The following is a 13,849-nucleotide window of genomic DNA, read 5'->3' as shown; positions in this document are numbered from 1 at the left end:
TTTTACAATCCGTTTATTTTATATCCATATTTTATTGATACACTAGAAGAGATAAGAAATGAGAGGTAGGGTGCTATGGAGAAGGTAAAAGCAATACTATTTGATAAAGATGGGACATTAATGGATTTTCATTCAATTTGGATAAAAGTAGCTGAAGAGCTTGTAGCTGAATGTATAAATTTATATCAATTACCAGAATCAATGCAGCAGGTTATATTAAAAGAGATTGGCGTAGACGGAGCAGTTGTTCATCCGCGTAGTGCGCTAGCAGCTGGAACGAGCTTTGATGTAGCGAAGGGGATTTGTAAGTATATCGTTTCATCTAGAGAAGAAGAGATGCATGAATGGGTAAGTGAAAAGTTGTTTTCTCTTATGTATGAGTATCGAGAACATATGAGGATGACGGCAGATTTACCAAAAGTTTTACAAGCATTAAAGGATAGGGGGCTTATTTTAGGTATCGTCACAGCTGATGATTTTGCACCGACAGAATTATTTTTAAAGCAGTATCAATTAGAACCCTTTTTTGATTGTGTCATAGCCTCAGATACGTTTCCGGCACAAAAACCAGATAAAAGAATTATAGAATCGTTTTGTGAGAGATTTAATTTAGAAACATGTGAAGTAGCGGTCGTCGGGGATACACCGACGGATTTACATTTAGCGAAAAATGGTGGCGACTGCTATGCTATTGGTGTACTATCTGGTACGGGTGATCGTCAAACGTTAGAACCACTTGCAGATTTAGTGTTACAATCTGTTGAAGGTTTAATTTCTCATTCAGGTGAGTTTATTTGGAAACAAGGAAAGTCTAATGTATAAACGAACAAGTCTATAAAGACTCTTTATGAGTCTTTATAGACTTGTTTTTTATGCTGAGATATTAAGAGGATGGGATGAATACTAGAAAGGGGAAGTTGGCATACATCTTGCAATATAAAGAGAAAACATTGTATAGAAAAGGATGGGGTACACAATGAACACAAAAAAATTTGCTAAAGTAAATGAACAAATTCCAGGACCGAAAGCAGCGTCTTTATTAGAACGCCGCCAAAATATAGTACCAAAAGGAGTAAGTAATGGTATTCCAACATTCGTACAGTCTGCAGATGGAGCTCTTGTAACAGATGTTGATGGTAATCAGTACATTGATTTTGCAGGAGCAATAGGGACGATTAACGTAGGACATTGTCATCCAGCTGTTAAAGAAGCACTTCATAAACAAGTAGATCAATATATTCATACGGGATTTAATGTCATGATGTATGAGCCATATATTGAATTAGCGGAAAAGCTTGCTGTATTAGCGCCAGGAAGTTTTGATAAACAAGTCCTGTTTTTAAATAGTGGTGCAGAAGCAGTTGAGAATGCGGTGAAAATCGCTCGTAAATATACGAAGAGACCTGGGATTATCGCATTTTCTAAAGGGTTTCATGGGCGTACATTAATGACAATGACGATGACAAGTAAAGTAAAACCATATAAATTTGGATTTGGTCCATTTGCTCCAGAAGTTTATAAAGCACCATTCCCATATGAATACCGTCGTCCAGAAGGGTTAACAGAAGAGCAGTATGATGATTTTATCATTGAAGAGTTTAAGAACTTCTTCATATCAGAAGTAGCACCAGAAACAATTGCAGCCGTTGTGATGGAACCTGTTCAAGGGGAAGGTGGATTTATCGTTCCAAGTAAGAAATTTGTTCAAGAAGTACGCAGTATTTGTTCAGAGCACGGTATTTTATTTGTAGCTGATGAAATTCAAACAGGCTTTAGTCGTACCGGAAAATACTTTGCAATTGATCATTATGATGTCGTTCCGGATTTAATTACAGTATCTAAATCACTAGGTGCTGGTGTACCGATTAGTGGTGTTATTGGCCGTAAAGAAATTATGAATGAGTCTGCACCGGGAGAGCTGGGAGGAACGTATGCAGGAAGCCCACTAGGATGTGCGGCTGCATTAGCTGTGCTTGATGTAATTGAAAAAGAGAAATTAAATGATAGAGCGATAGAATTAGGAAAAGTCGTAATGAACCGATTTGAAGAGATGAAAAATAAATATAATTGCATTGGTGATGTGCGTGGCTTAGGGGCAATGTGTGCATTTGAGCTCGTTCAAGATCGTAAGACGAAAGCGCCTGACAAAACATTGGCAGCTAATTTATGTGCGGAAGCAAATAAACGGGGATTACTTCTACTATCAGCAGGAACATATGGAAATGTTATTCGCGTGTTAATGCCATTAGTTATTACAGATGAGCAGCTAGAGGAAGGTTTAACAATAATTGAAGAATCATTGCAAGCTTGTTATGAGCAAGCAAACATCGCTCGTGTTTAAAAACTGAATTATAAATCGCAAACATTCTAGCTTACTCTATATAAAATGCAGAAAATTCACTTTATAATAAAGGTAGTAAAGTGAATCGATGGATATGAAGTAGGGAGTGGCTAGGATGGTTGCAGAAAAGGAACGAGTGTTGATGGATTTACAAGATGTATTTGAATATGCATTTGACGAAATTTTTGTTACAGATGATAAAGGAATCGTTGTGCGTGTAAATAGTATGTGTGAAAGACATTACCAACTCTCTGCTAAGGAATTAGTAGGAAAGCATGTAAAAGAACTACAGAAAGAAGGAATTTTTTATCCGTCTGCAACATTAGAAGTAATTGAAAAGAAAAGACCAGTTGAACTTGTTCAAACAACAAAATCAGGAGAGTATTTGCATGTTCGTACAAGACCTGTTTTTGATGATGAAGGAAATTTAAGAAGAGTGATTAGTTATTCTCGTGATCTTACAGAACTCTATCAATTACGTCAAAAGGTAGAGGAGATGGATAATCAGTTAAAAACATATAAAAAAGAATTAAGAGAAACATATGAACACGAAGGTCTTATTTTTAAAAGTAGCGCTATGCAAAAAATAGTCGAAACAATAAAAAAAGTATCTGTAGTAGATAGTACAGTTCTCGTTTTAGGTGAGACTGGAGTGGGTAAAAGCCGATTAGTACGTCATTTGCATGAAGTAAGTCACCGGAAGAATGAAAATTTCTATGAAATTAATTGTGCGGCATTACCGACGAATTTAATTGAATCAGAGCTTTTTGGATATTCAGGTGGTTCTTTCACAGGTGCAAATCGTGAAGGGAAAAAGGGGTTATTAGAATCAGCGCATAAAGGAACTCTTTTCTTAGATGAAATTGGTGAAATGCCGCTTGAAATTCAAGCGAAGCTTTTGCAAGTATTACAAGAAAAAACGTTTCGTCCTATAGGCGGAAGAGAGTTAAAAAAGGTGGACGTTAGAATTGTAGCGGCAACAAATAGAGATTTAAGTACGATGGTGAAACAAGGAACATTCCGGAAAGATTTATACTATCGTCTGAATGTCATTCCAATTTCAATTCCGCCACTTCGGGAGAGAACAGAAGACATTTTGCCGCTCATTTATCATTATTTACAGCATTTTAATAAAAAGTACGGACGTGATGTGAAGTTAGCTCCTAGTACGTTGCAAATGTTTGTAGGGTACCCTTGGGAAGGAAATAATAGAGAGATTGAAAATGTAATTGAACGAATTGTTATCACTGCTGATGATTTTGTAACGGTAGAAGATTTGCCACTATCTATGCAAGAGGCAACAGTTGAACAATCCGGACAAAGTCTTTATAGAATGCTGGAAGAGGTAGAGAGAAATATTATTCTTAAAGCGTATAAAACGTATGGATCAAGTTATAAAGTGGCTGAGTTTTTGCAAATAAGTCAATCTGCTGCTACTAGGAAAATTAAGAAGTTTATAGAGGAGGAAGAAAACATTGGATAAAAAAGCGATGTTCGTAAACTTAGAGAAAAAAGCGATGTATATAAATGGTGAGTGGATTACACTACAAGAACAAATCGAAGTAAATAATCCAGCGACAAAGGAAGTATTTGCAACGGTACCAAAGGGCGGGATTACAGAGGCAAAGCAAGCAGTTGATGCTGCACATGAGGCTTTTAAATTATGGTCAAAATTAACGGCAGCGGATCGTGCAGTAAAGTTAAAAAAGTGGTTCACACTCATTGATGAAAATAAAGAAGAAATTGCAGCAATCATGACGAGAGAGCAAGGGAAGCCGTTTGCAGAAGCACTTGGTGAAGTGAATTATGCAAATAGTTTTGTTGAATGGTACGCAGAAGAAGGAAAGAGAATATACGGTGAAATGATTCCTGCTTCTCATCCGAATAAGCGCATTTTAGTTATGAAGCAACCAGTTGGGGTTATGGCAGCTATTACACCGTGGAACTTCCCAGCCGCTATGATTACGAGAAAGGTAGCACCGGCGCTTGCAGCAGGTTGTACGGCAGTTGTGAAACCAGCGAGTCAAACGCCATTAACTGCATTGAAATTAGTTGAATTAGCACATGAAGCAGACATTCCAAAAGGTGTAATAAATATTGTAACAGGTAGTGCAAAAGCAATTGCTGATACGTGGATGGAAGATGAGCGCGTTCGAAAAGTTTCCTTTACAGGATCAACTGAAATTGGGAAAGAATTAATGGCTAGCGCTGCGCAAACGATGAAAAAGGTTTCGCTTGAATTAGGTGGTCACGCTCCATTTATTGTTATGAATGATGCTGATTTAGATAAGGCGGTAGAAGCGGTAATCGGTTCGAAATTCCGTAACGCAGGACAAACGTGTATATGTACAAACCGCGTCTTTGTTCAAGAAGAAGTGTACGAAGAATTTGCAGAGAAGTTCACAAAAGCTGTAGAGCAACTTAAAGTTGGAGACGGATTCGGTGAAGGAACAACTGTAGGTCCACTTATTGATGCGAATGCAATTTCGAAAGTACAAGAACATATTGAAGATGCAATTCAAAAGGGTGGAGAGGTTTTATATGGTGGCCAAAAATTTGCAGAGTTAGATGGATATTTCATTCAGCCAACAGTAATTGGATTGGCAAATGACACGATGCTTTGTATGAATGAAGAAACATTTGGACCAGTTGCACCAGTTGCTAAATTTAAAACAGTTGAAGAAGTAATCGAGCGTGCAAATAATACACCATATGGTTTAGCTGCTTATATTTTCACAAAAGATATTAGCCAAGCATTCCAAATTAGCGAAGCGTTAGAGTACGGTATTATCGGTTTGAATGATGGACTTCCATCAGTTGCACAAGCACCATTTGGTGGCTTTAAAGAAAGTGGTATCGGCCGCGAAGGAGGCCATTTCGGCATTGAGGAATATTTAGAGGTTAAATATATTTCATTAGGATTATAAGTAGTATACTAGAATCTCTATAAGGTAACAGAGAAGGAGATTCTAGTATGGTATATTGGCTATTGTTACTCGTAACAATTATTTTTGAAGTAGCTGGAACGATTGCGATGAAGTTATCAAACGGTTTAACAAAGCTTGTTCCAAGTGTCCTTATTTTCGTTTTTTATGGTATTTGCTTCAGTATCTTTGCTATCGTTGTAAAGAAGATTAACCTAAGTATTGCTTATGCGATCTGGTCCGGCCTAGGGACACTACTTATTACAATTATTAGTGTGTACTTCTTTAAAGAGCATATTAACTTATTCCAAGCGTGTTGTATTCTCTTTATTGTTCTAGGAGTAATTGGACTTAAGGTGTCATCGGCATCATGAAAGCTATCTTTTGTAGAAGATAGCTTTTTTCTTTGTCACAATTTATATCAGCGATTTTTGAAATATATTGATGTGCCGGAAAAAACGACATAATAAAAGGAGGCTGCCCATTGGGGTAGCCTCCTCTTATATTAAAACGCCCAGTTACCTTTACGGAAAATCGGCTCATGTCTTCCATCAGCTGTAATACCGTCGATATCAAGCTCAGCTGATCCAATCATGAAGTCGTTGTGTGTAATACTAGCGTTTGCACCATTTTCAGCAAGTTCTTCTTTAGACATTGTTTTTCCGCCAACTAAGTTAAATGCATAAGCGCTTCCGATTGCAAGGTGGCAAGATGCGTTTTCATCAAATAGCGTATTGTAGAATAAAATATTTGTGTTTGAAATTGGTGAGTTATGAGGCACTAAAGCTACTTCTCCTAAGAAGTGAGAGCCTTCATCTGTTTCTACTAAATGTTTTAAAGCTTCTTCACCAGATTCAGCTTTGTAGTCTACGATACGTCCGTTTTCAAATGTTAACGTGAAGTGATCGATAATGTTACCTGCAAATGCTAACGGTTTTGTGCTAGACACTTGGCCGTTCACACCTGTTTTAAGTGGCATTGTAAATACTTCTTCAGTTGGGATATTAGCCATAAATGGTACGTTCTTTTCATTTAGGCTACCAGCACCAGCCCATATATGCTTTTCTGGAAGTTCGATCGTTAAGTCTGTTCCAGGACCTGTATAATGAAGAGCTTTATAATGCTTTTCGTTTAAGTAATCAACTTTTGTATGTAGCGTTTCATCATGTTCTTTCCATGCTTCCACAGGATTCTCTAAATCAGCGCGAGTAGCTTTGAAGATAGCATCCCATAGTTTAGCTTCTTGTTCCTCTGGTGCTACATCAGGGAATACTTTCGCAGCCCATTCTTTCGTAGGAACAGAAATAACACACCAGCTTACTTTGTCCGCTTGTACGTAATCACGGTATACTTTCATCGCTTCACCGGCTACTTTATGAGCAGTTGCGATACGTGTTGCTTCTACACCTTTTAATAAATCAGGATTTTCTGCATAAATAGACATAAATGCAGCGCCTTCTTTTGCTAATTCTTCACGAGCATGTGCTTTCCAAGAAGGAAATTCAGAGAAAGCTTCTTCAGGAGCTAGATCGAACTTTAAGCGTGTTAACGTCTCATCATTCCAATCAACATATACGTGTTTTGCACCAGATTTATATGCTTTTTCTGTAACGAGGCGTACAAACTGTACAGCCTCAAGAGGTGCACTAATTGATAAAGTTTGTCCGGGTTGAATATTAACACCAACATTGACTGCAAGAGCAGCATATTTCTCTAACGTTTGTTCAAATGACATATGTATAATCTCCTTTAGTTTGAAAGATTTCTTACTATATATAATACAAGAAAATTCTAAAAATATATATAAATATAAAGTAAAAAGAGAGCTCAAAATGTATTGAGCTCTCACATTTATTTAATGGAAGAGGCGAATTGCTCCACAGTAGTTGTGTGGTGTATACGGACACGTTTCATTTTTAACAACTCATCCGGTTCACCTTTCGTAATGAATTGTCCAGGCTTCGTTGTCGTTGCAAATTGATAGGATTTCTTTGTTTCTGCGACAACTTTATCGTCTACATGACCGAATGGATAAGCAATTGCGATAACAGGCTTACCTGTTATTTTTTCGAGCTTCTCTTTCGATCCTTTTAATTCTTCTTCATAGTTTGTAATTTTCGGCAAGTCTGCATGTGATGCTGTGTGAGATTGTACAGAAAAAATACCTGAATCAACCATTTCTTTTATTTCAGATGTAGAAAGAGCGCCTTCTACATCAACGTTATCAACAATCATATATTCCGTTGCTGCTGGCTTGAAAGTATCATCTTTTAGCTTTTGTAAAATGCGAAATGCATTCATATTATTTTTCATACCGTCATCAAATGTAACGAAAATCGGCTTGTTTACTTTATTAATATCGCCCCAGCGTTCAAATGTTAATAATGTATAACCATTGTCTTTTAAATACTTCATTTGAGCTTCAAAGTTAGCAGGCGATACGAATAAATCTTTAATACCTTGCCCGTGATAATCATCAATTGCGTGGTACATAAGAACAGGCACTTTTTGCTCGAAAGAAATAGTAGATTTCGTGAGCGGGATCGTTTTCCCATCTTCTTTAATTCCTGTTGCTTCAATCTGAAACTCACCGCGTTTTCCTTCAAATTCTTTTATATCAAAAGGAAGTGTAAATTGTTTCTCTTTTTCTTTAGAAGAAAAAGATTTAGCACTTTCCTTTCCATCAGCTGTGCGCCAAATTTTATATTGTACTTCGGTTAAAGCATCTTTTATGTCTGTAATATGAATACTTGTGTTTGTAGATTCGTGTGTAATCGGATTATAAGAAATTTTACCTTGTTCTTGCACAGTCTCTTCTTGCTTCTTAACTTCTTGAACCTTTTTCTCTTTTTTAGGTTCCTGGTTTACATTGCTAGTATTACAGCCTGCTAGAATAGCAGATGTACATAAAGCAATTGCTGCGTATTTTTTCATGAAATCACCTTCTATTGTGTATTATGTTGCATATTTACATTAAAATCCCCACCACTATAAGAGTGGTGGGGATATACCCTTGTTCATCATATCATTTGAAGAAAATGAGGGGAATATGATTTTTAGGGGGATTAGGGTGATAGATTAGTGGCTTTGAATAGATGTATTCTTTCGTTTTTTATTCAAATTGATAATAATATAACCAACTACAAAGATAAGAGGAATAATGAAGACATAGATAGGCATTCCCCATACATAATAGCTTTTCATGCTTAAAACTAGTAAATGTAAGAAGTCGAAAAGGGCGTGGGCTTTCATAAATATCCTCCAATGTTTTTTTACAAATTATAACATTGTTCGTTTGTAATTTGTATAATTTGGAAAGTGTTTTAAGCTAATTTTAAAGTAAGAGGAAGGCTTGTTAATATGCAATTATGCATATAGGTAGTAGTTTTTTTATTAAAATATAAGGATTTTGTACTATAATAAGAACCGCTATAAATTTAAGTAGAATGATGTACGGAGTGGAGAACAAAATGAAATATAAAAAAATAGTATATATCCTTCTCATATCGCTATTTGTAGTTGGTTGTCAAAGTGAAGTGAGTAAGGTGAATAGTGTGGAAGAGTATATTCCAGCACATCTTATGAACGCGGAAGTTACGGCGGATATTATGACGTTAGAGATGGATCCAGATACTCTTAAAAAAGTAGGGAATATTGGTCAAAGAATGAGAGAGCATCTAGCGAATAATATGGAATGGTATTTAAAATACGTAGAAGAGCATGCTGAGAAAAAAAGTCTTCCATATCATCTTAATTTCGGTGTTACAAAAGAAGAGTATGAGTTTGTACTAAATGCAATTGATCAAAGTAAATTGGTGAATACAAGGGATGGAAAGCTTAAATTTAAGAAAAAAAGTGATCATGAAGTAGAGATTTTTTCAAGTGAAAGTATAAAGCTTCTTAAACATATAGTTATTGATACGGAGAAGAATACAGTAAAAACATCTCTAGGAGAATGTGAATATTTTGGAGAAATACTGGCATCGCCAGAGCAGAAGTTAACTGGTCCTTGGCACGGAAAACAATGGATGTTAAAAAAAGATGACTTAATATATATGTTTTCTTTAGGGAAAATGGAAACAGGAAATAAATCAATTATTGATATTTCGGTGAAAGGTAAATATAAGGGAGAAATTATTAATAAGGAAGAGGCATTAGAGTTTTCCTCAGTTTCTTAAATGATAATAAAAAAATCACCTTGCTGTGTAAGCAAAGGTGATTTTCTTTGTTAAATAAACAATCCAGCGATTGTCGCAGATAAAATAGACGCAAGTGTTGATGCAAATAGCATTTTCCAACCGAATTTTGATACGATGCTTCCTTGCTTTTCAGAAAGGGCACGGATTGTACCAACGATTGCCCCAATTTGGCTAATACTTGCGAAGCTAATTAAGAATACAGTAACGATTCCAACTGTACGTGGGTCTAATGTTGCAGCAGCGCCTTTTAAATCAAGGATTGCTACGAATTCATTTAAGACAATCTTCGTACCCATAATACCACCAGCTGGGATAATATCATGAACTGGGATACCCATTAAAAATGCGAATGGGGCAAGTATATAACCGAAGATTTGTTGTAAAGTAACAGCATATCCCATTGCACCTGAAGCAGCGCTAATTACGTAGTTTACAACTTCCATAACACCGATAAAGGCGATCATTAATGCGGCAACGATACCAGCTACTTTTAAACCATCAAGCGCACCGTTAATCATTGCACCGATAAAGCTGTCTCCGAATAGAGTTCTATCAAATTTTTGAATCACTTCATCTTCTTTTTTCGTATCAACTGGTGTTAATAACGAACAAACGATTAAGCTTGAGAATAAGTTTAGTGGAAGAGCTGCTAGTACATATTTCGCATCTAACATCATTACGTATGATGCTGTAACAGAAGCAGAAACTGAACTCATCGCAGAACAACAAATGATAAACATACGGTTTTTATTAAAATGCTGTAAATCGTTTTTAATAACGATTAACGCTTCACTTGAACCGAAGAATACAGAGTTTACTGCGTGGAATGATTCAACACGTGGTAAACCAGTAATTTTTGAAAGTGCACCGCCGATAACGCGAACGATGAATGGTAAAACACCTAAATAACTAAAGATAGAAAGTAGTGCTGAGAAAAATACGATAATTAATAATACATTTAAGAAAAAGACAAAATCTCTTTGAATTCCATTAAAGAGAAAATCGACACCTGTCGTACCAAGTTTAATTAGTTTGTTGAAAACTTTACCAATAAAAACAATGATTTGTTGACCAATCTTTGTGCCAAACATAAACCAACCGATTAAAATTTGAAAACCAATCATAATAGCAATTGCACGGAAGTTGATTTTACTTTTGTTGTTTGACAAAGCAAAACATAAACCTAAAACGACAAGAATGCCGATAATGCTCATTACATATTGCATGTAGTTGCCCCTTTCAGAAGTTCGTATAAAGTTTGTACATAAAACGCTCGTTATATTACTAAAAATAAAACGAAGAGGTTTTATGTCATACGTAAGATGTCTGACCTTTTAGAAAAATAAAAATAAAAAAAGACCCATATGGATTCACTTTCATCTATGAGAGAAAGCTAATCAATATGAGTCCTTTTTTGCGCATAGGCTAATATTCATTAGTTTTCCCCATAGTCCAGCAATTTAAGGTTGCCGGGTAGAAACTCTCGATCCATATTATCAAGTATATATGAGGTAACATCGTCCGTATTAAATTAGTAGTAGCGTAACATTACTAGAGAACTATCGTCAATAGCTTTTTTTCTTCCAATAGAAATAGACCATATAAGTATGATAAAATGTAACGCAGTGTTATGAAAAAGAGAGGTCGGAAAATGAGTACAAAAATGACGCCACCAGTTGAAAAAAACGAGTTTATAGATGTAGTATTTGAAGATTTAACGCATGATGGTGCCGGTGTTGCGAAAGTAAAAGGCTATCCTATTTTCGTTAAAAACGGATTACCAGGTGAAGAAGCGCAAATTAAAATTATTAAAGTGAAGAAAAACTTCGCGTTTGGTCGTTTAATGAAGCTTCATCAAGAAAGTCCATATCGTAAAGATGCAGAATGCCCAGTGTACAATGAGTGCGGCGGTTGCCAGCTTCAGCACTTAACATATGAAGGACAATTACAAGCGAAAGAAAAACAAGTACGCGACGTTATGCAGCGCATCGGCGGGTTAAGCGATGTTCCTGTTCATCCTGTACTTGGCATGAAAAACCCGTGGGTATACCGCAATAAAGCACAAGTACCAATTGGGGAACGTGAAGGCGGACTTGTAGCTGGCTTCTATCGTCAAGGAACGCATGACATCATTAATATGGAATCATGCTTAATTCAGGCAGAAGAAAACGATACATTAATTCAAGAAGTGAAACGTATTTGTGAGAAACATGGTATCTCGGCATACAACGAAGAGCGTAACAAAGGAACACTTCGCCACGTAATGGCTCGCTACGGACAAGTAACAGGGGAAATTATGCTTGTCTTTATTACACGCACAGCTGAACTACCAAACAAAAAAGCAATCATTGAAGAAATTGTTGCGAAATTCCCAGAAGTAAAATCAATTGTTCAAAACGTAAACACGAAGCGTACAAACGTAATCTTCGGAGACACAACGACAGTACTGTACGGATCAGAATATATTTATGACTTTATCGGTGACATTAAATTTGCGATTTCGGCACGTTCATTCTATCAAGTAAACCCAGAACAAACGAAAGTACTATACGATAAAACGTTAGAATACGCAAAGTTAGACGGTAACGAAACAGTAATCGATGCCTATTGCGGAATCGGATCAATCTCCTTATTCCTGGCGCAAAAAGCAAAAAAAGTGTACGGCGTTGAAATCGTCCCAGAAGCAATTGAAGACGCAAACCGTAACGCAGCACTAAACAACATGACAAACGCTGAATTTGGCGTAGGAGAAGCAGAAGTAGTCATTCCAAAATGGTACAAAGAAGGCGTAATTGCTGACACAATGGTCGTAGATCCACCGCGTAAAGGCTGTGACGAAGCACTACTAAACACAATGATCGACATGAAGCCAAAACGCGTCGTATACGTATCATGTAACCCAGCGACATTAGCACGCGACTTAAAAGTATTAGAAGAAGGCGGATATAAAACGCAGGAAGTACAGCCTGTTGATATGTTCCCGCATACGACTCATGTGGAGTGTGTGGCTTGGCTTAAGTTGGTATAATGAAAAAGCAGTTGATATAGAAAAAATCTATACCATCTGCTTTTTGGTTTATAAAAATACCATTTAGAAACGATTTTAGTTAAAATAAATATTGCTGATTTTCAAAAATTATAAATTGAGAGTTTGAAATTGTATTCATAGTGAGAGGATTTGAATTTGAAATGATAGATAATTTTTGGCGTGATTTACCACGACCATTTTTCGTACTTGCACCAATGGAAGATGTGACAGACGTTGTTTTCCGTCACGTAGTAAGTGAAGCTGGTTGTCCAGATGTATTCTTCACAGAGTTTACAAACTCGGATAGCTATTGTCATCCAGAAGGTATGAAAAGTGTACGTGGTCGTTTAATTTTTACAGAAGATGAACAACCAATTGTGGCACATATTTGGGGAGACAATCCTGAATATTTCCGTCAAATGAGTATTGGCATGGCAGAGCTAGGATTTAAAGGAATCGATATTAATATGGGCTGCCCAGTACCAAATGTAGCATCGAGAGGAAAAGGTAGTGGCCTTATTCTACGTCCAGATGTTGCAGCAGAACTTATTCAAGCAGCAAAAGCGGGCGGACTACCTGTCAGCGTAAAAACACGACTTGGCTTTAAAGAGTTAAGTGAGTGGGAAGATTGGTTAACGCATATTTTCAAACAAGACATTGCGAACCTTTCTATTCATTTACGTACAAGAGAAGAAATGAGCCAAGTAGACGCGCATTGGGAGCTAATTCCAGAAATTAAAAAATTACGTGACCGTATCGCACCAAATACGTTAATAACAATTAATGGAGACATTCCTGACCGTCAAACTGGAATGGAACTTGCCGAAAAATACGGCATTGATGGCGTAATGATCGGACGGGGCATCTTCAAAAATCCATTTGCCTTTGAAAAAGAGCCAAGAGAACATAGTAGTAAAGAACATCTTGATCTTCTAAGACTACAACTTGATCTTCAAGATCAATATGCAGAAGTACTGCCACGCTCAATCACAGGGCTTCATCGCTTCTTCAAAATTTATGTAAAAGGCTTCCCTGGAGCTGCTGAACTACGAAATCAATTGATGAGCACGAAATCGACTGATGAAGTGCGTGCGTTGCTTGATAAGTTTGAGGCTAGTGTTGATAAGGATGGAGATAGTGAAACATTGTAACTTTTGAAAGTTAGCGGGATAGGGTATAGCGATTTAATTAGTGTTTGTTTCATTTTAATTAAGGTGAACCGTATCATAAGTAAGTGATGTATTCTATGTAAAACAAGGATAAGAAATGAATACAGGAGAAAATGGTTGGTCTTGATTTTCACTGATATTATCATGTTTATTTTATCCCGCTATTTGCCGGGTAGTAAAACTCCCAC

The 13,849-nt window shown here is 36.7% G+C and carries 11 protein-coding genes and 1 riboswitch; of the genes, 8 read left to right on the top strand and 3 right to left on the bottom strand.

The window, feature by feature from the left end; translation table 11 throughout:
* The first annotated feature begins 75 nt into the window (after positions 1-75).
* From JDS80_RS13750 to JDS80_RS13730, 5 genes are all read left to right on the top strand, one after another.
* Positions 76-822 carry an HAD family hydrolase gene (locus tag JDS80_RS13750; protein ID WP_199638914.1) on the top strand — a complete coding sequence of 249 codons (747 nt, stop codon included), beginning with the start codon at positions 76-78 and terminating at the stop codon, positions 820-822.
* Between the two features lie 154 nt (positions 823-976).
* A complete protein-coding gene (gabT, locus tag JDS80_RS13745; RefSeq protein WP_071747212.1) occupies positions 977-2,341 on the top strand; it encodes a 4-aminobutyrate--2-oxoglutarate transaminase in 1,365 nt (454 codons plus the stop codon).
* 115 nt (positions 2,342-2,456) lie between these two features.
* Positions 2,457-3,824: a sigma-54 interaction domain-containing protein gene (locus JDS80_RS13740; RefSeq protein ID WP_071747213.1), complete on the top strand. Its 1,368-nt coding sequence runs from the start codon at positions 2,457-2,459 to the stop codon at positions 3,822-3,824.
* Entirely contained in the window at positions 3,817-5,268 is a 1,452-nt protein-coding gene (gene gabD / locus JDS80_RS13735; RefSeq protein ID WP_199638912.1) for an NADP-dependent succinate-semialdehyde dehydrogenase, read from the top strand. Before JDS80_RS13740 ends, gabD begins: the two co-directional genes overlap by 8 nt.
* A 47-nt stretch (positions 5,269-5,315) precedes the next feature.
* Complete coding sequence (locus tag JDS80_RS13730) at positions 5,316-5,639, top strand: DMT family transporter (protein ID WP_071772037.1); 324 nt, start codon at positions 5,316-5,318, stop codon at positions 5,637-5,639.
* Between the two features lie 131 nt (positions 5,640-5,770).
* Here JDS80_RS13730 and JDS80_RS13725 read toward each other — a convergent pair whose 3' ends face one another.
* Positions 5,771-7,000 carry an aminopeptidase gene (locus JDS80_RS13725; RefSeq protein WP_199638910.1) on the bottom strand — a complete coding sequence of 410 codons (1,230 nt, stop codon included), beginning with the start codon at positions 6,998-7,000 and terminating at the stop codon, positions 5,771-5,773.
* A gap of 116 nt (positions 7,001-7,116) precedes the next feature.
* Positions 7,117-8,199, bottom strand: a complete 1,083-nt coding sequence (locus tag JDS80_RS13720) for a polysaccharide deacetylase family protein (protein WP_199638908.1) — start codon at positions 8,197-8,199, stop codon at positions 7,117-7,119.
* A 536-nt stretch (positions 8,200-8,735) separates the two neighbouring features.
* Between JDS80_RS13720 and JDS80_RS13715 the strand changes: the two genes are divergently transcribed.
* A complete protein-coding gene (locus tag JDS80_RS13715) occupies positions 8,736-9,443 on the top strand; it encodes a hypothetical protein (RefSeq protein WP_199638906.1) in 708 nt (235 codons plus the stop codon).
* A 50-nt stretch (positions 9,444-9,493) separates the two neighbouring features.
* Here the strand turns inward: JDS80_RS13715 and JDS80_RS13710 are convergent, their stop codons facing one another.
* A complete protein-coding gene (locus JDS80_RS13710; protein ID WP_071747219.1) occupies positions 9,494-10,690 on the bottom strand; it encodes a NupC/NupG family nucleoside CNT transporter in 1,197 nt (398 codons plus the stop codon).
* A gap of 202 nt (positions 10,691-10,892) precedes the next feature.
* Positions 10,893-10,994: riboswitch (purine riboswitch) on the bottom strand.
* Positions 10,995-11,115: 121 nt separating this feature from the next.
* Here JDS80_RS13710 and rlmD point away from each other — a divergent pair.
* Both rlmD and JDS80_RS13700 read left to right on the top strand, forming a co-directional pair.
* Positions 11,116-12,492: a 23S rRNA (uracil(1939)-C(5))-methyltransferase RlmD gene (rlmD, locus tag JDS80_RS13705; RefSeq protein ID WP_199638904.1), complete on the top strand. Its 1,377-nt coding sequence runs from the start codon at positions 11,116-11,118 to the stop codon at positions 12,490-12,492.
* Positions 12,493-12,653: 161 nt separating this feature from the next.
* On the top strand, positions 12,654-13,643 hold the full coding sequence (locus JDS80_RS13700) for a tRNA dihydrouridine synthase (RefSeq protein ID WP_071747221.1): 990 nt from the start codon (positions 12,654-12,656) through the stop codon (positions 13,641-13,643).
* Positions 13,644-13,849 lie beyond the last annotated feature (206 nt).

The sequence above is a fragment of the Bacillus cereus group sp. N8 genome (genome assembly GCF_016483685.1).
Lineage (GTDB): Bacteria > Bacillota > Bacilli > Bacillales > Bacillaceae_G > Bacillus_A > Bacillus_A proteolyticus.
Note: the sequence above shows the minus strand (reverse complement) of the source record. Positions and strands in the feature narration are given on the sequence as shown.

Bases quoted from the DNA above. Each gene is read 5' to 3' on its own strand.
- JDS80_RS13750 (WP_199638914.1), top strand. From the start codon at position 76: ATGGAGAAGGTAAAAGCAATACTATTTGATAAAGATGGGACATTAATG.
- rlmD (WP_199638904.1), top strand. From the start codon at position 11,116: ATGAGTACAAAAATGACGCCACCAGTTGAAAAAAACGAGTTTATAGAT.
- JDS80_RS13700 (WP_071747221.1), top strand. From the start codon at position 12,654: ATGATAGATAATTTTTGGCGTGATTTACCACGACCATTTTTCGTACTT.
- JDS80_RS13740 (WP_071747213.1), top strand. From the start codon at position 2,457: ATGGTTGCAGAAAAGGAACGAGTGTTGATGGATTTACAAGATGTATTT.
- JDS80_RS13730 (WP_071772037.1), top strand. From the start codon at position 5,316: ATGGTATATTGGCTATTGTTACTCGTAACAATTATTTTTGAAGTAGCT.
- JDS80_RS13725 (WP_199638910.1), bottom strand. From the start codon at position 7,000: ATGTCATTTGAACAAACGTTAGAGAAATATGCTGCTCTTGCAGTCAAT.
- gabT (WP_071747212.1), top strand. From the start codon at position 977: ATGAACACAAAAAAATTTGCTAAAGTAAATGAACAAATTCCAGGACCG.
- JDS80_RS13715 (WP_199638906.1), top strand. From the start codon at position 8,736: ATGAAATATAAAAAAATAGTATATATCCTTCTCATATCGCTATTTGTA.
- JDS80_RS13710 (WP_071747219.1), bottom strand. From the start codon at position 10,690: ATGCAATATGTAATGAGCATTATCGGCATTCTTGTCGTTTTAGGTTTA.
- JDS80_RS13720 (WP_199638908.1), bottom strand. From the start codon at position 8,199: ATGAAAAAATACGCAGCAATTGCTTTATGTACATCTGCTATTCTAGCA.